At 70.8% G+C, this 19,530-nt stretch carries 21 protein-coding genes; 15 read left to right on the top strand and 6 right to left on the bottom strand.

All coding sequences use genetic code 11. The features are described from left to right. Window positions 1-38: 38 nt before the first annotated feature. From HPY32_RS32935 to HPY32_RS32945, 3 genes are all read right to left on the bottom strand, one after another. Window positions 39-1,409, bottom strand: a complete 1,371-nt coding sequence (locus HPY32_RS32935) for a cytochrome P450 (RefSeq protein WP_197696543.1) — start codon at window positions 1,407-1,409, stop codon at window positions 39-41. A gap of 2 nt (window positions 1,410-1,411) precedes the next feature. After that, window positions 1,412-2,392 carry a DUF1702 family protein gene (locus HPY32_RS32940; RefSeq protein WP_197696542.1) on the bottom strand — a complete coding sequence of 327 codons (981 nt, stop codon included), beginning with the start codon at window positions 2,390-2,392 and terminating at the stop codon, window positions 1,412-1,414. A gap of 72 nt (window positions 2,393-2,464) precedes the next feature. Further along, window positions 2,465-3,490, bottom strand: a complete 1,026-nt coding sequence (locus HPY32_RS32945; protein ID WP_171983190.1) for an SDR family NAD(P)-dependent oxidoreductase — start codon at window positions 3,488-3,490, stop codon at window positions 2,465-2,467. A 224-nt stretch (window positions 3,491-3,714) separates the two neighbouring features. On the opposite strand from HPY32_RS32945, the gene HPY32_RS32950 reads away from it, so the two are divergent. The 5 genes from HPY32_RS32950 to HPY32_RS32970 all read left to right on the top strand — a co-directional run bounded on the left by HPY32_RS32950 (window position 3,715) and on the right by HPY32_RS32970 (window position 9,508). Then, window positions 3,715-4,542: a p-hydroxycinnamoyl CoA hydratase/lyase gene (locus HPY32_RS32950; protein ID WP_067590225.1), complete on the top strand. Its 828-nt coding sequence runs from the start codon at window positions 3,715-3,717 to the stop codon at window positions 4,540-4,542. Continuing rightward, a complete protein-coding gene (locus tag HPY32_RS32955) occupies window positions 4,542-6,125 on the top strand; it encodes an AMP-binding protein (RefSeq protein ID WP_067590222.1) in 1,584 nt (527 codons plus the stop codon). Before HPY32_RS32950 ends, HPY32_RS32955 begins: the two co-directional genes overlap by 1 nt. Then, window positions 6,122-6,820: a DUF899 domain-containing protein gene (locus tag HPY32_RS32960; protein WP_067590219.1), complete on the top strand. Its 699-nt coding sequence runs from the start codon at window positions 6,122-6,124 to the stop codon at window positions 6,818-6,820. Before HPY32_RS32955 ends, HPY32_RS32960 begins: the two co-directional genes overlap by 4 nt. Window positions 6,821-6,911: 91 nt before the next feature. Then, window positions 6,912-7,658, top strand: a complete 747-nt coding sequence (locus tag HPY32_RS32965; RefSeq protein WP_067595993.1) for an SDR family NAD(P)-dependent oxidoreductase — start codon at window positions 6,912-6,914, stop codon at window positions 7,656-7,658. A gap of 71 nt (window positions 7,659-7,729) precedes the next feature. Continuing rightward, the gene (locus tag HPY32_RS32970; protein ID WP_067595992.1) at window positions 7,730-9,508 is read left to right on the top strand and encodes a hypothetical protein; all 1,779 of its coding nucleotides are present in this window, start codon (window positions 7,730-7,732) and stop codon (window positions 9,506-9,508) included. Window positions 9,509-9,511: 3 nt separating this feature from the next. On the opposite strand, the gene HPY32_RS32975 is transcribed toward HPY32_RS32970, so the two are convergent. Then, window positions 9,512-9,904, bottom strand: coding sequence for a hypothetical protein (locus HPY32_RS32975; RefSeq protein WP_067595991.1), 393 nt, complete (start codon window positions 9,902-9,904; stop codon window positions 9,512-9,514). A 283-nt stretch (window positions 9,905-10,187) separates the two neighbouring features. On the opposite strand from HPY32_RS32975, the gene HPY32_RS32980 reads away from it, so the two are divergent. Then, window positions 10,188-11,159 (top strand): acyl-ACP desaturase, encoded by a 972-nt coding sequence (locus HPY32_RS32980; protein WP_067590217.1) that lies wholly within the window; start codon window positions 10,188-10,190, stop codon window positions 11,157-11,159. Here HPY32_RS32980 and HPY32_RS32985 read toward each other — a convergent pair. After that, window positions 11,156-11,833 (bottom strand): chymotrypsin family serine protease, encoded by a 678-nt coding sequence (locus HPY32_RS32985; protein WP_067590214.1) that lies wholly within the window; start codon window positions 11,831-11,833, stop codon window positions 11,156-11,158. The genes HPY32_RS32980 and HPY32_RS32985 overlap by 4 nt on opposite strands. 107 nt (window positions 11,834-11,940) lie before the next feature. Further along, on the bottom strand, window positions 11,941-12,645 hold the full coding sequence (locus tag HPY32_RS32990) for an SDR family NAD(P)-dependent oxidoreductase (protein WP_067595990.1): 705 nt from the start codon (window positions 12,643-12,645) through the stop codon (window positions 11,941-11,943). A gap of 84 nt (window positions 12,646-12,729) precedes the next feature. Here HPY32_RS32990 and HPY32_RS32995 point away from each other — a divergent pair, with 84 nt between their 5' ends. From HPY32_RS32995 to HPY32_RS33035, 9 genes are all read left to right on the top strand, one after another. Then, complete coding sequence (locus HPY32_RS32995; protein WP_067590210.1) at window positions 12,730-13,272, top strand: TetR/AcrR family transcriptional regulator; 543 nt, start codon at window positions 12,730-12,732, stop codon at window positions 13,270-13,272. Window positions 13,273-13,286: 14 nt separating this feature from the next. After that, a complete protein-coding gene (locus HPY32_RS33000) occupies window positions 13,287-13,733 on the top strand; it encodes a hypothetical protein (protein ID WP_067590206.1) in 447 nt (148 codons plus the stop codon). A gap of 478 nt (window positions 13,734-14,211) precedes the next feature. Then, window positions 14,212-16,101 carry an AfsR/SARP family transcriptional regulator gene (locus HPY32_RS33005; protein ID WP_067590203.1) on the top strand — a complete coding sequence of 630 codons (1,890 nt, stop codon included), beginning with the start codon at window positions 14,212-14,214 and terminating at the stop codon, window positions 16,099-16,101. Between the two features lie 63 nt (window positions 16,102-16,164). Beyond that, the gene (locus HPY32_RS33010; RefSeq protein WP_067590200.1) at window positions 16,165-16,812 is read left to right on the top strand and encodes a hypothetical protein; all 648 of its coding nucleotides are present in this window, start codon (window positions 16,165-16,167) and stop codon (window positions 16,810-16,812) included. Next, window positions 16,809-17,627, top strand: coding sequence for a hypothetical protein (locus HPY32_RS33015; RefSeq protein ID WP_067590196.1), 819 nt, complete (start codon window positions 16,809-16,811; stop codon window positions 17,625-17,627). Before HPY32_RS33010 ends, HPY32_RS33015 begins: the two co-directional genes overlap by 4 nt. A 30-nt stretch (window positions 17,628-17,657) precedes the next feature. After that, window positions 17,658-17,804 (top strand): hypothetical protein, encoded by a 147-nt coding sequence (locus HPY32_RS33020; RefSeq protein WP_156674542.1) that lies wholly within the window; start codon window positions 17,658-17,660, stop codon window positions 17,802-17,804. A gap of 40 nt (window positions 17,805-17,844) precedes the next feature. Continuing rightward, a complete protein-coding gene (locus HPY32_RS33025) occupies window positions 17,845-18,966 on the top strand; it encodes a hypothetical protein (protein ID WP_067590193.1) in 1,122 nt (373 codons plus the stop codon). Window positions 18,967-18,979: 13 nt separating this feature from the next. Beyond that, entirely contained in the window at window positions 18,980-19,369 is a 390-nt protein-coding gene (locus tag HPY32_RS33030; RefSeq protein WP_067590190.1) for a hypothetical protein, read from the top strand. Window positions 19,370-19,371: 2 nt separating this feature from the next. Then, on the top strand, window positions 19,372-19,530 hold the full coding sequence (locus HPY32_RS33035) for a hypothetical protein (protein ID WP_156674541.1): 159 nt from the start codon (window positions 19,372-19,374) through the stop codon (window positions 19,528-19,530).

A 19,530-nucleotide genomic window follows, 5' to 3' on the forward strand; every position in this document is an offset into this window, starting at 1 on the left:
GGGCCGGGTGAACCCGGCCCTCTCCGTTGGATATTCGACTATCGATCCAGCGCGTGCACCGTCATCGGCAGCCCGCCGCGCACCCGCAGCGTCAGCATCGGCTCCGGAACAACGGTGCTGCCTGCGACCTTTCGCAGCCGCATCCGGCGCGCGATCGCGGCGATCACGAAGGCCGCCTCCATCAGCCCGAGATTGTTCCCGACGCAGAACCGCGGGCCCGCGCCGAACGGGATGTAGGCGTAGCGCGGCCGATTCGCGGAACGCTGCGGATCGAACCGGTCCGGGTCGAATCGCGAAGGCAGCTCCCAGAATTCGGGATGCCGGTGCAGCGTGTAGGGGCAGATGAGCACGTCGCTCCCGGCGGGCACCCGGTAGCCGCCGACCACGTCGTCGGCCACCGCCCGCCGGGGCAGCAGCCACACCGGCGGATACAGCCGCATGACCTCGTTGAGCACCCGGTTGGTGTACCGGAGCCGGTGCAGGTCCTCGAAGACCGGCCGCCGGTCGCCGAGCACCTCCACCGCCTCCGCGTGCAACCGCTCCCAGACCTCGGGATGCTCGTCGGCGAGGTGGAAGGTCCAGCTCAGCGTGCTCGCCGTGGTCTCGTGCCCGGCCAGCAGCAGCGTGACCAGTTCGTCGTGCATTCGCTTGCGGCGCAACGCCGGATCGCGCTCCCGGCCGGTCGAGTCGACCAGCCGGGACACCACGTCGTCGCCGTCCGCCCGCGGCCGGTCGCCACGTTGGGCGACCAGCCGGTCCACCACGGATTCCAGTTCCCGGCGGGCCCGGCGGAACCGCAACTGCTTGGGCAGCGGGGACCACAGCGGCACCGTGCCCAGCGACATCATGTCGAACATGGCCTGGTCCTGGACGGCCTCGAACCAGTGCCCGACCGACCCGAACGCGCCGAGGTCGGCGTCGAGCAGGGTCCGGCCCAGCACGCCGAGGGTGAGCGCGGTCATCTCGTGCCGGATGTCGACCGGCCCGCGCCCCTGCCTGGCGAGCAGGTGGTCGACCAGCCGGTCCGCCTCCTCGGCGATCGCACCGGCCTGACCGGCCAGCCGCTTCACCGCGAACGCGGGCTGAATCGTCTTGCGCTGCTTGCGCCACAGCTCGCCCTCGCTGGTCAGCAGCCCGTCGCCGAGGGCGCGCTTGGCGTGGATCAGCCCGATGCCCTTGTGATAGTTCGAACTATTGTCCGCGAGAACGTGTTTGGCGTAGTCGGGATGGTTGAAGAAGTGCAGCGTGCTGAGCCCGAGCGGGAGGGTGACCGCGTCGCCGTAGCGGGCGGCGACCGAGGTCATCACCGACAGCCGGTCGCGGGCCATCCGCGGCAGCAGGCTCAGCATCGAGCGGCGCGGCAGTCCGGGTGCGGATCCGGGCGCGTCCCTGAGTTCGATGGCGGTCACGGTCAATTCCTGCCGTGCTCGGCGAATTCCGCGGCGATGCGCTCGCGCCACAGCTGGAATGCGGGCACCTCGCCGTCCACGACCGGATTCGGCCGGGCGCGATAGGTGACCGCCGAGGCGTCCTCGACCGTCATATCGCACAGCACCTGGGTCGCGAGCTCGGTGTGCGGGGTCACCAGTCCCGCGTGCAGCCGGGCCTCGGCGGCGAAGGCGCTGCCCTGCGCCACCACCGCGCGATGCGGGCCCGCGTGCTTGTAGAACAGTTGCAGCTCGGTGTCATTGAGACCACCGGCGTAGGTGACCGCCAGCGCGGCCCCGGCGTACAGGTCCGAGTGCCGGGATTCGGGGAACTTCTCGATCGTGGCCGCGAGCAGATCCGGATCGGCGCCGGTGACGAACCACATCGCCCGCCCGATGCCCTGATCGATCACGCGGTCGGCCTGGGCCGAGCGGCCGGGGGCGGGCCAGGGGAACGCGGGTTCCCGAAACTGTTGCCGCACATACTTTTCGGTGTGGAAGAACGCCTGGTGGAAGCCGTAGCCGTCGAGCAGCAGCCAGCGCAGCAGCGGATCGGAGGCACCGGTCGCGACCGCGCCCCACCGCATCCGCGGCAGCCGGGCGAACGCCCAGCCGATGCCGACGTAGGCCATGTAGATGTGCCGCTCGCCGCGGGAGGCCAGCAAGTCGGTCACGTGATGGGTGTGCCCGAGCGGCAGGCCGTCGCGCACCGCGAAGGCCATGGCCGCACCCTCGTAGGCGAAACCGCGGAAGCGCGAGGGGATCTGCTCGAGCCGGGCCTCCGCCTCGGTCACCGTCCGGCATTCGGCCGCGTGGGCGTATCCGGTCAGGAACATTTCGGCGGTCGTTTCCAGCAGTTCGCGCGAGGCCGGAGTCTTCTCCGGGAAGCCCCGCACGGAGAATTTCGCCTCGGACATGCTCGGTGTCAGAATGCGGCGTCGGAGCGCCCGCAGATTGCCGATCATTCAACTCTCCCTTTTATCGGACGGCGACGCACAGCCGTCCAGGGTGATTTTTCTCCGATCGGAATTCCGCGGCTACTTCCGCTGTGCCCACAATCCGGCGGCGCGGGCGGAGAGCGCACCGGTGTCGTACAGCCAGCGCACCGAATCCGCGACGGTCTCGGCGAGCGGCCGGGCCGATATTCCGTGCGTGTCGACGGGCTCGCCGATCGGTTTCGCGGTCGCGCAGGTGTAGATCGCGCCGTACTCGGCCGGAATATGCCACGGCCATATCCGCTGCACGAGATCGACGCACCGCCCGAACGGCAGCATCGGCCGCGCGGGCGCGAAGACGGCGGGCAGGCCGCGACCGGTGGCCGCGCGCACCGCGCGCACATACTCCCGGGTGGTGAGATAACGCCCGGGGGCGAAATACCGGTCCGCGCCGCCCGCGGGCGCGGTGAGCAGCGCGGCGTGCAGGGCGGCGGTATCGCGCACGTCCCCGATCGGGAAACCGCCCCGCGGCCACACCGGCATCAGCCCGCGCAACAGGTCGCGCAGCCGCCGGTTCTGGTCGCCCAGGTGCGGGTCGTGCGGGCCGAGCAGGCCCGGCGGATAGGTGATCAGCACGGGCGCGCCCTGCTCCCGGTGCTCGCGCGCAATCCGTTCGGCCGCAGCCTTACTCGCCATATACGCCTCCCGCGGCCGCCCCACCGGCGCGTCCGCCCGCAGTGTCGCGCCCGGCGCCGGGAGCAGCGCGCCGAAGGTGGACACGTGCACGATGCGCCCCGCCCCGGCGCGGCGGGCGGCGGCGAGCACCGCCTCCGTCCCGCCGATATTGACCCGGCGCAACTCCGCGCGCCGCCGGGCGTCGAAGGAATAGACCCCGGCCGCGTGCAGCACGGCCTCCGCGCCGCGCACCGCCGCCGCCACGGCGGCGGCGTCGGTGATATCGCCGATGACCACGTCGACCGCATTCCGATCGATATCCAGCGGATCGAGCGCGGCCCGGACCGCGGATTCGGTGCGGGCGAGTAATCGGACCCGGTGCCCGGCCGCCACGACGGCCGCGACCGAATGCGCGCCGACGAATCCCGTGCCACCGGTGACACACACGATCATCGCGAATCCCCTCGTTGTCGCTGGCTTCCGATGATCCCGGAGAGGTCCCGCCCCGGCCTCTTCGATCGTGCCGTTCTCCGATATTCGAGCAAGGCATGCTGGGAGAAGTCGAGCGGTCTGTGGCCGTGTGATTCTCATATCATCGGGCCGCTCACCGATGAATATGTCGACGGCAGCCGGACTCTTCGGCCGATTGTGAGCGTGGACAATCCAAAGGAAAGAATATGTCGGACATGATTGCGCTGGACACGGTGAAAGTGGAGATCGACGGGCCGCGGGCAACGATTCATCTGAACCGGCCGGACAAGAAGAACGCGATGAATCCGCAGATGCATCGCGATATGAACGCGGCGCTGGACGCGATCGAGTCGGCCGATGAGGTGAAGGCGGTCGTGGTGACCGGCGTCGGCGACAGCTTCAGCGCCGGAATGGATCTGGAGGAGTGCTTCCTCGCCCCCTATAACGATCCGCAGCTGTTCTACCGGACGAATCTGGTTGCGCTGCAATGGTTCCAGCGCCTGAAGGCGTTCCCGGCGGTGACCGTCGCCAAGGTCAACGGGTTCGCCTTCGGCGGCGGGTTCGAGGTGACCGGGCTGTGCGACCTCGCGATCGCGTCCGAATCGGCGATGTTCGGCCTGTCGGAGATCAACTTCGGCATCTTCCCGGCGGGCGGCGCCAGCTGGGCCGCGACCCACAACCTGCCCCGCAAGCAGGCGCTCTACTACATTCTCACCGGCGACACCCTCACCGGCGCCCAGGCCGCGGAGTACGGGCTGGTGAACAAGGCGGTGCCCGCGGCGGACCTGGACGCCGAGACCGACCGCGTCGTCGGCAGGATCGTCAACAAGAACCCGGTCACGCTGCGGCTGGCCAAGGAGGTCTACGAGCGCACGACCCGGCTGGATCTGCCCGACGCCATCGACTACGACCAGGCCAAGCTGTGGGAGCTGGCCCGGCTCACCGACAACGAGTGGATCACCGTGGCGCTCAAGCAGTTCGAGAAGCGCAGCTACCGGCCCGGCCTCGGCACGTACCGGCGGGGCGTGGCCTGATGATCTTCGTCGGCCCGCGCCCGCCCGCCCCCGTTCCCGACACGTCGTTCACCGCCTTCGTCCTCGAGGACGCCGCGCGGCACGCCGCGACCGTCGCGACCGTCGACGTCGCGGGGGACACCGCGTACACCTACGCGGAGCTGGCGGACGCCGTGCGCCGGGCGTCGGGCGGGTTGCGCTCCTTGGGATTCGGCACCGGCGATGTGCTGGCGATGCTCGCCCCGAACGTGCCGGAATACCCGATCGCCTACCACGCCGCCGCGCTGGCGGGCGGTGCGGCGATGCTGCTCAACCCGCTCGACACGGCCGAAGACCTTGCGGCACACCTGAATCGGGCGGGCGCGCGCTTCCTCGTGACGGTGCCCGACCGGGCGGCGTCGGCGATCGAGCTCACCGCCCGGACGAAGCTGGAACAGATCGTGGTGTTCGGGGCGGCGGAGGGCGCGACACCGTTCTCGGCGCTGCTGGCCGCCGATCCCGCACCGGCCGATCCGCCGGTGCGCCCGGCGCGGGACGTGGTGACGATCCTGCACTCCAGCGGCAGCACCGGCCATCCCAAGGGCGTGCTGCTCACCCACCGCAACATGATCGCCAATGTGCTGCAGACGAATCTGGGGGCGCCGCTCGGCGCCGACGAGAAGGTGCTCGCGGTGCCGCCGTTCCACCACGCCTTCGGCCTGATCATGGTGCTCAACGCCAGCCTGCGCCACGGCGCGACCATCGTCACCATGCCGCGCTTCGATCCCGAGGACTATCTGAAAGCCGTGCAGCGGCACCGCATCACGCGCCTGTACGTGGTGCCGACCATCGCGGTCCTGCTGGCCCGCAGCCCGCTGGTGGACTCCTACGATCTGTCGTCGCTGCGCGAGATCGTCTCCGGCGGTGCGGCTCTCGACCCGGAGATCGCCCGGCTGTGCCGGGATCGCCTGGGCTGCCGGGTGGCCCAGGGCTACGGGCTCACCGAGGCGCTGGTGTCGTTCATGCAGCTGGAGAACTACGATGCGCCCGGCTCGGTCGGGCCGACGACCACCAATATCGAATGCAAGATCGTCGACCCGGTCACCGGGGAAGAACTGGGGCGCAACCGCAACGGCGAGGTCCTCGTCCGGGGACCGCACGTGATGAAGGGCTACCTCGACGCCGAGGAGGCCACCAGGACGGTGCTCGAGCCGGACGGTTTCCTGCACACCGGTGACCTCGGCTACGTCGACGACAACGGGGAACTGTTCCTCATCGACCGCATCAAGGAACTCATCAAATACAAAGGGCAGCAGGTATCTCCGGTCGAGCTCGAGGCAATCCTGCTGGCGCACCCCAAGATCGCCGACGCGGCGGTGGTCGGGGTGCCGGACGAGGAGGCCAGCGAGGTCCCCAAGGGCTTCGTCGTCGCGAAGGAGCCGGTCACGCCCGAGGAGATCATGGGCTTCGTCGCCGAACGCGTTGCGCCGTACAAGAAGATCCGGCAGCTGGAGTTCATCGACCGGATCCCGCGCACCCCGGTGGGGAAGGTGGAGCGCCGCAGCCTGAAGGAGCGCCGGTTCGAATGGGGCCGGTCCACAGAGAATTCCGAGGAAGTCCGATGAATCTTCCGCACGTCGTGTCGAAACAGGAGTGGTTACAGGCCCGGAGGGTGCTGTTGGAGAAGGAGAAGGAGGTCACCCGGGCGCGCGATATGATCGCGGCCGAGCGCCGCAAGCTGCCGATGGTCAAGGTGGACAAGGACTACCGCTTCGAGGGCCCGAACGGCGCCTGCACGCTGCTCGACCTGTTCGAGGGCCGCCGCCAGCTCGTGGTCCGGCACTTCATGTTCGCCCCGGACGACGAGGAGGGCTGCATCGGCTGCTCGATGCAGGCCGACAGCGTCGGCGAACTGGCCCACCTGTGGGCCCGCGACACCACCTTCGTCATGGTCTCGCGGGCGCCGCTGGCCAAGTTGACACCGTTCAAGGCCCGGATGGGCTGGAAGATGCCGTGGTACTCCTCCTACGGCAGCGAGTTCAACTACGACTACGAGGTCAGCACCGACAGGGGCGAATCGCCCGGGGTGAGCGCGTTCCTGCGCGTGGACGGCGATGTCTTCCACACCTATTCGATCTTCGATCGGGGCGGGGACATCTTCAAGAACTTCTACAACTACCTGGACATCACCGTCCTGGGCCGCCAGGAGGACCAGCTCGAACACCCGTGGGACTGGTGGCGGCACAAGGACCGCTACGGCGCCGAGAACGCGGCGGTGCCGGGCGCCAACTGGTGGAACGGCACCCGATTCAAGGCGTGACCGAGCGCGCCTCGGCGTGGCGGGCGATGAATTTCGCCCGCCGACGTCGTCTGCCTTTCATCCCCGAGATCCCTCGTCATTGGAGGACATCATGAGCGATCTGTCCGATCGGACAACGATCGTCGTCGGCGCCAGTCGCGGCCTGGGCCACGGTATCGCCACGGCCTTCGCGGAGGCGGGGGCCCCGGTGGTCGCCGTATCCCGCACCGCGGCAGTGTTTCCCGAACCGGCCACCGGCTCCGGCTCCCTCGTGTCCGAGGTCGCCGACGCCGGTGACGCCACGGTGGCGGCCAGGCTCTTCGAGCAGTACGACCCGACGGTGGTCGTACTGGTGGCGGGCGCCAGCCCGTACATGCGCCCGCTGCAAGAGCACACCTGGGAGACCTTCTCGGTCAACTGGGAGACCGACGTCCGCATCGCCTTCCACTGGCTGCGCGAGATTCTGCTCGAGCCCATGCGCCCCGGTGGCCGGGTGATCGTGGTGAGCAGCGGTGCGGCCCTTGCCGGTTCGCCGCTCAGCGGCGGCTACGCCGGTGCCAAGGCCACCCAGCGCTTCATCACCGACTACGCTCGCGGGGAGGCCCAGCGCGCCGACCTGGACCTCACCTTCACCGCGGTCCTGCCGCGCTTCGCCCCGGAGACCCGGGTCGGCCACTCCGCGGTCCGCGCCTACGCGGCCCGCGCGGGCCAGCCCCTGGATCAGTTCCTGCGGCAGGCGGGCCCGCTGCTGACCCCGCAGATCGCGGGCGCCGCCCTGGTCGACCTGGCGGAGACCAAGCCCGCCGACGTGGCGAACGCCTACGTTCTCAACGGTGCCGGGTTGCAGAAACTGCCCTGACGCACCCTCGCCGGACGGCGGCACTACGGTGGGTGGGCGTGACCACCGCCGTCGAGACCGCCGCGTCCAGGGTGGAGCGTGTTCGGCGTCCAGGGTGGCTACGGCCGGTGTCGCCGGTCGCCGTCGCGGCGGTGCTAGTGGTCGCGCAGCTGGCGGTGCGGGGGTGGGTCGCCGGGCGGGGCTACTTCTACTGGGACGACCTGATTCTCGCCGGTCGGGCGGCACGGTATCCGCTGCTGTCGGCGGATCTGCTGCTGTACAACCACGATGGGCACCTCATGCCGATGGCGTTCGCGCTGGCGTGGGTGCTCACCCGGATCGCGCCGCTGGCGTGGGCGGGGCCGGTGGTCGCGCTGGTGGTGTGGCAGGCCGCCGCGTCGGTGGCGGTGGCGCGGATGCTGATCGTGCTGCTCGGGCGGCGGTGGATTGTTTTGGTGCCGTTGGCCTTCTACCTGTTCTGCCCGTTGACGGTGCCCGCGTTCGCGTGGTGGGCGGCGGCCTCGAATGCGCTGCCGCTGCAGTGCGCGCTCGCGTGCGCAATCGGCGCTGCGGTGCTGCTGGTGCGGACCGGGCGGCGGCGCTACGCGGTCTCGGGGATCGCCGCGCTGGTGGTGGGGCTGCTGTTCTTCGAGAAGGCGGTGGTCGTGCCGGTGGTCGCGTTCGCCGTCGCCGCGCTGCTGCGGCACGTCGAGGGCGGCGATCGGCCGATCCGGGCGGTGGCGCGCCGCGCCGCGCCGCTGTGGATCGGGTCGGCGCTGGTGCTGGCGTGCTGGGCGGCGGTGTATCTGGCCACCGTGAAAACCGGTGCGGTGCACAGCAGTCCGGAGGGGGTGCGGCGGCTGCTGCACAGCGCGACCTCGCTGGGGATCGTTCCGGCGCTGCTGGGCGGCCCGTGGTCGTGGGCGCGGTGGATGCCCGCGACGCCGTGGGCGGTGCCGCCGGGATGGGCGGTGGTCGCGGCGTGGCTCGTGCTGGGCGCGATGCTGGTGGTGACCGTGTGCGGCCGCCGCCGGACCGGCGCGGTGTGGATCGCGCTCGGCGCGTACGTGATCGCGGCGCAGGTGCCCGTCGCCCTGATCCGCGGCGGCCCCAATACCGCCGCCGAACTCATGCAGTCGCTGCGCTATCTCGCGGATGTGGCGGTGGTGCTGACCGCCGCGGGCGCGCTGCTGCTGCGCTCCCGGCCGCGGCGCACGCCCGTCGCGCTGCCCGGCCGTCGCAGGGCGATCGCGCTGACGGCACTGTTCGTCGCGAGTTCGCTGTGGTCCACCGCCACCTTCGTGCGCTCCTGGTCGCCCAGCCCGACCCGCACCTACCTGACCACGGTCCGCGCGGCGCTGGCCCGCTCCGACGCCCCGCTGCTCGACCAGGAGCTGCCCTGGAATGTGCTGACCCCCTTGGCCTATCCGCAGAACCTCGCCAGCCGAGCCCTCGCGCCGATCGCCCCCGCGGGCGCCTTCGCCGACTCCACCCCGCGCCTGCGCATGATCACCGACACCGGTGAGATCGTCGACGCCCAGGTCTGGTGGAACCGCGCGCTGCGCCCCGGCCCGGACCCCGGCTGCGGCTACCGCATCGATGCCGAGACCCCGCGCGACCTGCCGCTCGACGGCCCCCTGCTCGACCGCGGCTGGACCGCCCAGCTCAACTATCTCGCCGACCGCGACGGCCGCCTCACCGTCGCCCTCGAACACGGCCCGGCCGTGGTGGTCCCCGTGCGCTCCGGCCTCGGCACCGTGTACGTCCGCCTGATCGGCAGCGGCTCCGCCCTCCGCATCGGTTCGCACACACCGGATCTGAACCTCTGCCTCGGGGTGGGCCCGATCGGCGTCACCTCCTACGCGCGGTGAGCGTCAGTGCGCGTCGAGCCACGCGGTGATGGCGCGCGCCCACTCCCCGTTCTTCGTGGTCTCCAGCAGTTCGCTGCGGTCGATGAGCAGATACAGGGTGCCCGCGGCGATGGTCTGCAGGATCAGCGGCTTGCCCGAGTTGAGCAGCCCGCCGATGAAGCGGCCGTAGAGCTCGGTGTAGGTGCGCGACAGCGAGGTGATGTCGCTGGGCCGCAGCGTGAGATCGCCGCCGTCGGCCCACGCCGACAGCGTCAGGACCGAGTCGGTGAGGGTGATGTCGCCGCGGCGGTGGAACAGCGCCTTCTGGCTGATCACCCCGGCCGCCTTGTCGAGGGGATCGCTGCCGCGCAGCTCGGTGGCGGTGGCCCCGATATAGACACCGGACTTGGCGGGCACGGGCGGATCCTTTCGGCGGAATTCGGGTGCTGCGCGCGGATTCCCGTTCATCCTCGCGCCGTGGCCCGCCGTGCCGCATCCCTCGCAGGTCGCGTCGGCGACCTCCGCGAGAACGATTTTCGCCGCCGCCGGGTGCTACCGCAGTCGTATTCGGCGCCCCGCCCGGCCCATGGATACCGGGCCGTCGGTCTCTCGCGGGCGTGACCTTCGGCCCTGCCGGTCACCCGCCCACCGCTGGTCGGATGGGAGCGCCGGGGCCGAAACAGAAAGGGAGACCGCACCGTTGGCACGCGAACTGACGCAACGCGAAATTCTGACCGAGCTGGAACCGACGGCCGAGGCGGCGCTGAACCGGCACCTCACGGTCGTGCGGGACTGGCATCCGCACGACTACGTGCCGTGGGACGCCGGGCGCAACTTCGCCATGCTCGGCGGAACCGACTGGGAGCCGCACCAATCGACGCTGAGCGAGGTGGCCAAGGCGGCGCTGATCACGAACCTGCTCACCGAGGACAACCTGCCCTCCTACCACCGCGAGATCGCCGAGAGCTTCTCCCGCGACGGCGCGTGGGGCAGCTGGGTGGGCCGCTGGACCGCCGAGGAGATGCGGCACAGCACCGTCATTCGCGACTACCTGGTGGTCACCCGCGGCGTCGACCCGGTCGCGCTGGAGCGGGCGCGGATGGTGCACATGACCGACGGTTTCGCCCCGCCGCTCGCGCAACTCGACAGCGCGGGGGAGGTGGGCTTCCTGTATTCGGTGGCGTACGTGAGCTTTCAGGAGCTCGCCACCCGTATCAGCCACCGCAATACCGCCGTCGTGTGCGACGATCCGGTCGCCGACCGCATGCTGCAGCGCATCGCCCTGGACGAGAACCTGCACATGCTCTTCTATCGCACGGTCTGCGGCGCGGCGCTGGATCTGGTGCCCGATCAGGCGATGGCGGCGATCGCGACCATTGTCGAGAACTTCCGCATGCCGGGCGCGGGCATGCCGAATTTCCGCCGCAACGGCGTGCTGATGGCCAAGCACGGCGTCTACGATCTGCGCCAGCACCTCGAGGAGGTGCTGTCGCCGGTCATGCGCCAGTGGAATGTGTTCGGCCGCACCGACTTCGGCCCCCGTGGCGAACAGGCCCGCGAGCGCCTGGCGGCCTTCCTGGATCGCCTGGAGCGCGAACAGATCCCGCGCTTCGAGGAGCAGCGCGACCGCGCCCTGGCCCGCGACCGCGCCCGGGCCGAGCGCGCCCGCTAGGTGCCGTCGTCCGCGGCGGGTCGGAAGCCCGCGCCGAGATCGCCGCGGGCATCGGCGTCGGCCAGCACGGCGGCCATGGTGGTGCCCACCTCCGGCCCGAGGCACCCCACCCCGACATAGGCGTTGACCATGCCGACCAGCACGGTGCCCGCGGTGACGGGTGCGCCGGAATCGCCCGGCAGCACACACATCTGCGTCCAGGTCTCGCTGCCGGTCATGGCGACGTCGCCCCACACCGGCCCGCAGCTGGTGCCGGTGGTGCGGCCCTTCTTGCACACCGCCACCGGGAATTGCGCGGGCGCGCCCACCGCGGTGATGACGAAGTTGTCCACCCGCGCGCTCGGCGCCACCCGATCGGAATCGAAGGCGATGACCGCGTAATCGAGCCGATCGTCGACGAGGGCGATCCGCCCGACCCGCCCGCCGCCGCGATCCCGCTCGGCCGTGACGCTCGCCCCGGGTCGCCCGCAGTGCCCCGCGGTGAATCCGACCAGCCGCCCGGCCCGATCGTGTCCGATGGTGGTGAGCGTGCAGGACGCCGAGTCGACAACGATCCCCGCGCCCCCGCCCAGCGAGACGGGCTCCTCGGCCTGCGCGACGCCGACCGGCCCCACCAGCGAGGTCACCGACGCGGCCACCGCCAACGATCCACGGACCAGCAGAGCAATGGGCATTCGGCCACTTCCTTCCTGGCGGCAGCTGTCCTACCGAGGATGTCCTCCTATCCTCCTCCGAAACATCAACGGACGCAGTCCATCAGCCCCCGAATGTGGCCCAGCTATCACTTGGCGAACGCATCGAATACCGCCTCGTCCCGCTCCCGCTCCCGATACAACTCCCAGCCCGCCTCCGCAATCAGATCCGGATCCAGGGTATGACCTGCGGTTATCCCATACCGCTCCGGTTCGGCGGCAACCATGGCGTGAATATCACCGCGCTCGACGAGACCGCCGATGGTGAGGGTGCCCGCGTAGACGCCGCGGTCGGCGAGGGCGGCATGCAGGGTGCGGGCGTAGTTGCGCAGGGCCGCCGTCGCCAGCGCCAGCTGTCCCAGCTGCGGCATGGGCCGCACGCCGGACAGCCCACCGGCGAACAGCAATCCGCCGCTGCCGCGGGCCAGCATGCCCGGCAGCACCGCCCGGACCACCCGCACCGCGGGCCACACCCAATCGAACGCCGACTGCGCGACGGCCACGTCGACCTCGGTGATCGGCACGATGTGCCGAGTCGTGGGACCCGGGCCGTAGTAGGCGAATTCGACCTCGCCGATCGCGGCCAGCGCGGCGCCGAGCGCGGCCGGATCGGTCACGTCGGCGGCGTGGGCGGTGGCGTCGATGCCCGCGGCCGCGAGCTCCGCGAGGTAGCCGGAATGCCGTGCGGCGCCGCGCGATATCAGCGCGACGCGGAAGCCCTCCCGCCCGAGCCGATGGGCCATCGACATGCCGAGGCCGGGCCCGACTCCGATGACGGCCGCTGTGGGATTCATGATTCGCTCCAATCTGAGGGGTGCCTCAACTTAGGCCAGAGTACACGGAAAATGAGGCACCCCTCGAGTCGATAGACTGTCGCCGTGACCAGACCGATGCGCCGCGATGCCGCCCGCAACCGGGACCGGCTGCTGCGGGAGGCCGCCGGTGTCTTCACCGAGCAGGGGCTCACCGGATCGCTCGAGGAGATCGCGCGCCGGGCCGGGGTGAGCATCGGCACCCTCTACAACCATTTCCCGACCCGCGACGCGCTCATCGACGAGCTGGTGCCCGCGCGGCTGGCCGAACTGGACGACCTCGCCGCGCGGGCCGCGGCCGAACCGGACGCCTGGCGCGCCTGCGCCGGATTCGTCGACGCCCTGCTGACCCGGCTCACCGCCGATCGCGGCCTGCGCGAGGCGTTTACCGGCGACCATCCCGCGGCGGCGCAGGCCGCGGCCGCCTGCGAGCGCGGCATGATGCACCTGTCGGCCGTCCTCGACCGCGCCCGGGCCGCCGGGGCGCTGCGCGCCGACGCCACCGACGCCGATGTGGCGCACCTGATCTGGATGTTGTCACAGCTCGGCGAGGACGCCGCCCGGCGGCGCGCGCAGAAATTCGTGCTCGACGGTCTGCGCCCCCGATGACATACCGTGGGAGCATGCGCACTTTCGTACATCTGGTGCTGTTCGTCTGCGCCCTCGTGATGGGGGTCGGCGCGTTCGGGCCGCTGGTCAGCTCGCTGCAGGCCCGGCATGTCCCGCTGACCGATCTGCGCGACGGGTTCCCCACCGGTCGCGCCCTGGATCAGGTCGGCTCCTCCTCGGTGACGCTGCAGACGTCGCTGGCCGTGGTGCTGCTCGCCGCGGCCGCGCTGGTATTACTCGCCGGGCTGGTCGGCTTCCGCGGCCTCGGCTGGCTGGGGGTGCTGGCGGGGCTGGCCGGGCTCGGCGTGCTCACCTGGCGCCTGAACGAGCGCTTCGACCAGCAGCTACGCACCGACTACCAGCACCTGCTCACCGGCACCTGGGGGCTGTACCTGTTCGGCGGAGGACTGGTCGTCGCCCTGCTGGCGCTGCTGGTGCCCCGGGAGCGGCGCGGGTTCTGACCGGACGGATCAGCGCTCGCGCGGGTGAGATGGACCAGCCACGCCTGCGCCGCCGGGGCGGTCATCGTGACGTGATCGCCCGCGTCCAGCACCAGGAACCCGAGCGGTATCGAGAGCCGTTGCGGGCGTAGCGCTTTCGCGCCGAGAACAACCTCCGGCCCCGTTCCCGCACGAAAACCAGGACGCCCCGGGCGAATCCGCGGCCGACGAGCGCGATCCGCAGCCCTCACTGCGGACAGCGTTCGCGCCGGTGCTTCCACCCCGTCCTCCAGAATGCCGCGCGCAAGGCTGCGGTCTGCTCAGCGGACCGGGGCCTTCCGTCGCGGGCGGTCCTGCGGGCATGCTCGGGGGGCGAATCCGCCGGGGGGCGGGTCGCTTCGTGTCTGTCGACGGCAGTTCGGCTCGGCGAGTACGGCAGTCGCTCGGGGATGGATCCGTAGATCGTCGTGGATATCGACGTAGAGATCGCGAGGGGGCGATGGGCGAAACGGGTCTGCGTGGGGGCGGGAGCGACGGCGGTCCCCTGCAACTGGATGTGCTCGGACCGGTGCGGGTCCGGGCCGGGCGGTGGGATGTCGGCGTGGGGCGGACGCTGGAGCGCGCGGTGCTCGTGCGGCTGGCACTGGCCCGCGGCATGCCCGTGCCGGACGGCCGCCTGGCGGTCGAGCTGTGGGGCGACGGGGAGCTGCTGCGGCCGATTCCCCGTCTGCGCGTGCTGATTTCGCGGCTGCGCCAGGCGCTGGGGGAGCACGGCGCGATGGTCTCGCGCTCCCCGGCGGGCTACCACACCGAGGTGGTCGTCGCCGATCTGCGCGCCGCCGAGGCCGCCGCCGACCGCATGCACGCGGCGCGGCGCGCGCACCGCTACGCCGAGGTCCGGGCGGCGGCGGGCGAGGCGCTGCGGCTGTGGCGCGGTCCCGGCCTGGCAGATCTGGCCGCGGTGCCGTTCGCGCACGCCGAGGCGGTGCGACTGGAGGAATGGCGGCTCGGCCTGGCCGTCGCCGGATTCGAGGCCGCCCTGCGGCTGGGCGCGGAATGCGAAGTGGCCAACGATCTTTCGATGCTGGCCCGCGAGCATCCGCTGCACGAGCCCCTGGCCCGGCTGCACGCCCTGGCCGCCTACCGCACCGGCAGCCAGGCCGACGCCCTGGCCCGCCTGCACCGCCTCCGCCGCGCCCTGGCCGACGAGTTGGGCGTCGACCCCGCCCCCGAGACGGTCGCACTCGAACTCCGCATGCTCCAGCACGATCCCTCGCTCCGCGCCCCGAACCACGAGGCGGCACAGAGTATTTCGGTAACCGCGCCGACACGACCCGATGCCGACGAGCGCGACGAATGGCCCGACAACGATTGCCGCGCAACGCTTCCGCGGCCGACCGACCTCTTCGTCGGCAGGCAGCGGGAACTGGCGGCGGTGGTCGCGGCGGTGACCGGGCCCGGCCTGGTCACCCTGGTCGGGCCGACGGGCAGCGGAAAGTCGCGGCTGGCACTGGAGGTCGGATGGCGGGTGGCCGCGGCGGGGCGGCGGGTGGTGCCGGTGGAACTGGGCTCGCTGCGGCCGGGTGGCGCGGTCCGGGCGGCCGTCGCCGTCGCCGCCGGGGCGGCCTCCTCCGACATCGCGGCGCTGGCCACCGCCCTGCGGGGCGCGCTGCTGATTCTCGACGGCGCCGAGCACATCCTCGCCGAGGTCCGCGCCGAGGTCGATGAATTACTCTCGTGGGCAACGGAATCGGCCATCCTGGTCACCTCGCAGCGCGGCCTGGACCCGCCCGGCGAACAGCGGATCGAGATCGGCGCGCTGGACCGCGCCGCGGGCATCGACCTGTTCCTGGCCCGCGCCGCGGGCCCGCTCACCGCGAGCGAGCACGCCGATATGGTGACCGTCTGCGCGGCGGTGGACTGGCTGCCGCTGGGCATCGAACTGGCCGCGGGCCTGACCCGCATCCTCACCGTCGCCCAGCTCGCCCGGCGCATCGACGCCCGGGTGCGGCTGCTGGTCGGCCCGCGCGGCGGTCGGCACGCCAGCCTGCGGGCGGCGCTGGACTGGAGTCACGACCTGCTCGACGCCGCGGAACGGGCCGTGCTGCGCCGGATTTCGGTGTTCTCGGGCGGATTCGCGCTGGAGGCCGCCGAGGCGGTGGCCGCGTTCGAGCCGCTACACCCCGCCGATATCGCGCCGGTGCTGGCCGAACTCGTGCGGCGCAGCATGGTCACCGTGGTCGTCGACGGCGACGGCCGCCGCTTCGCCCTGCTGGAGACGGTCCGCGAGTACGCGGCGACCGCGCTGGCGGCGGCCGGGGAGACCGGCGCCGCCCGGCAGCGGCACCGGGACTGGTTCCTGGAACCGGCGACCGTGAAATCCCCGTGAGACGCCGGTGAGATGCCCGGCCTCGAGACTGATGTCGATCGCGCCCGAGCGAAAGGAGTTGGCATGGTCGACAGCCTCTTCGCCGACGTCTCGTACTACCAGACGGCGGTGGACGATTCGTATCCCTACCGGATCTTCAGCCTCCGGTCCAACGACGGGACCATCGAGGATTCGAACTTCGCGGCCAATTACGCCTGGGCCGTCAAGGCGACCGACGCGGGACGGCTGGCGTGTTTCATCGTGTATTTCTACTGGCGGCCGAACTGGCTCGAGACCGTGAACACCCACCGCGACATGGTGACCGCGGCCGGGGGCCCGCACCCGCGCATGATCGCGATGATCGACGTGGAATCCGGGGGCAATCCGGGCGGCGATCAATCCGACGGCATCAATCGCGCCTACTGGAGCCTGGCCGGCTGGCTGGGCGACGCGCGCCGGGTCATCGGCTACGCGAATTCCGGTGACCTGTACGGCATGTGGCCCGACCGGCCCGCCGGGCTGCGCCTGATCGGCGCGGGCTACGGCCGGAATCCGCTGCTGCCCGGCCAGATCGCGCACCAGTACACCGACGGAAACGGCTACGGCGGCGGCCTGCCGGAGGGCTGCCCGCCGTTCGGGAATTGCGACATGAATTCGGCCGACGGCCTGTCGCCCGAGGACTTCGCCGCGGCCTGCGGCATCACCACACAGGAGGGACTCACGACCCCATGAGCCAACTGGTCGACACCACGCTGCTGCGGCTGGCGACGACCGCGGGAATCCACGATCTGGTCTTCCCCGCGTCCGATACCGGGCGCACCCGGATCCGGACGTTGCTCTCGGCGATGTACCAGCTGCCGTACGCGGCCGTGCACGACGTGACGGCCGTGGACGTGCTGGACGCCGCCTGCGCTCGTCCGCTGTTTCCCCTCGTGCGCCGCACCGGGAACTGGACGCAGACCATGCCGGGACATATCCGGACCGATGTCGATCTGGTCGGCAGCGACGGCGCGGCGCCGCACTGGATCGATATCACCGCCGACCTGTCCGCCACCGTCGTGCTCGAGATAGATCCGGGGGAGCTGGCGTCGCTGCGAGTCGGCGATCTCGGCGACTTCGCCACCCTGGACGAATTCCGCGCGAAATTCCACTATTTCGACCTCGACGCGTTCCTGCGCGACCGTCACCTCACCACCGTGGACGACCTGCGGCGCGCCTTCCGCTACCTGCTGGCGGAGGTGCGGCTCACACCGGCCCCGGCCTTCGATCCCACCGATCCCGCCAACACCCGGCGGCTGCCGGTGCGCATCGCCGTGCTGATCCGCGACGCCATCGACGTGACCGGCGCGCTGCGCGACGTGCGGCAGGCGCTGGCCGCGCTGGACCCGGTCGTCGACGAGCACACCGACGCCGACTTCGCCGAGGTCGTCGCGCCGCTCGCGCCCGCAGTGGTCTTCCCCGCCGCCGCGGTCGCGGGCAGCGGCCTCACCCAGGACCAGCTCACCGCGTTCTTCGCGAGCCAGCACGTTCTCGCGGTCTTCGTCTGAGGCCGCCCCATCCGAGTAAGGAGCACCCCCATGGCAGAGGAGACGACGCCGCCGGCGGACGCCGAGGCGGCCGAGCCCGCCCCGGAACCGGCCGCGCCGAGGCCGCGAATCACCCTGTCGCGCACGGAGATCGAGGCATTCCGCGCCACACTCCGGGCCCGCTACCACGAGCAGTGACCACCACGTCCCATTCCATCGATTCCCTCAGGAGTTCCGCATGCCTGTCCATTACGTGCGGGTGAAAACCACGCTGGACAATTTCTCGCCCGCCGTCCGACCGACCGGCAATCTCGTGATCATCGGCGACGCCACCGCCAACACACCCAATGTGCCCGTCGAAGTCACGACGCCGGGCGAGGCGGCCGCGAAATTCAGCGCGCCCGGCCCGAACAACACCCCGCCGCCGGTGCTCTCGGCACTGTCGAATTCGCTGATCCTCGCCATGCAGCAGAATCCGGCCCCGAATCAGATCTGGGGCATCAAAACCGGTACGGCACTGGCCGATGCGCTGACCGCCGCGGAGGCGCTGAACGTGCAGTTCGTGGTCCTGGCCAATACGCCGCTGACCGCCGACTCCGCGAAGGCGGGCGGCGCGATCGCCGCGCTACAGACCCATGTCGATACCGTGTCCAATGCCGGGGACGGCAAGGAGCGCATGGGGGTCGCCATGCTGGCCAAGGGCGTCACCGATCCGACGCTGGTGGCGGGACCGCTGGCCGACGACCGCATGGTGTTCGTGGCGCATCAGAGCGACGCCGACGCCGCCAGCGCGGTCGCGGGCACCATCGCCGGATATCCGCCGAGCACTTCCATGGTGCTCAAACAGGTTTCGATCGCCAGCGCGCCGTTCACCAATGCGCAGATCGATGCGATCAACGGCGCCGAGGGCGAGGACGGCCCGCCCGCGGGCAACGGCGTGATCTGGCTGACCTCGCCGGTACTGCTCGGCAACGGGACCTACCTCGGCGAGGGCTACACCGGGAACCGGGGCAAGTACAAGTACATCGACGTGCAGCGCACCATCGACGACGTCACCTTCAAACTGAAGGCGCGCCTCATCGGCGCCATCGGCAATCTGCGCATCAGCCGCTCCGGGCTGCGGGCGCTGGTGGTGGCGATGGAGGCCGAGCTCAATCCGCTGGTGGCAGACGGCGTGCTGGACGGCTACGTCATCACCATTCCGATCCTGAATCTGCTCGACGCGGATCCGTCGACGCTCACCGACGCCCAGATCCAGGCCGTGCACGACGCGCACACCAACCGGTGGGCGCAGGCCCTGGTCAGCGTCGAATACGCCGGTGCCATGCACCGCATCAACGTCGACCTGAAGTTCAACTGACGAGGACGAAATCATGCCAAGCTGGAATACTCGCCTGGAAGTTCGCCTGGGCCGCACGGTCATCAGTCCGATCTCCCAATTCACGCCCACCTTCACCGTGCCGCACCAGGTGGTGCACAGCGTCGAGGACGACAACCTCGGCTACGTGCGCCAGCCGCAGACGTTCACCTTCACCATGACCGTGCAGGCGTTCGCCACCGTGGTCGCCGAACTCACCCAACTCGCCGTCGCCGGTCGGGAATTCGACATCGCGGTGGCCGAGCGGACCGGCACCGACTGGTCGTTCAAGGCCCTGAAGTTCGGCCGGTGCGTCATCACCTCCGCCAATCCGAGCAATGTGGTGATCGACGGCGTGCCGCAGGCAACCTTCACCTGCATGTGCCTGCAACCCGGGATCGAGTAGCGATGACCGAGCCCGACAACGAGACGCCGGACGCCCCGCAGCCGCTGTACCGCTTCCCGGTCGAGGTGGAGGTGGTCGGGGAGCTGGGGGAGGACCACCTGCGCCAGGTCGCCGCCTACGTCTTCGACCAGCTGCACACCGCGCTGCGCAGACGTGGCTGA

Source organism: Nocardia terpenica, assembly GCF_013186535.1.
Lineage (GTDB): Bacteria > Actinomycetota > Actinomycetes > Mycobacteriales > Mycobacteriaceae > Nocardia > Nocardia terpenica.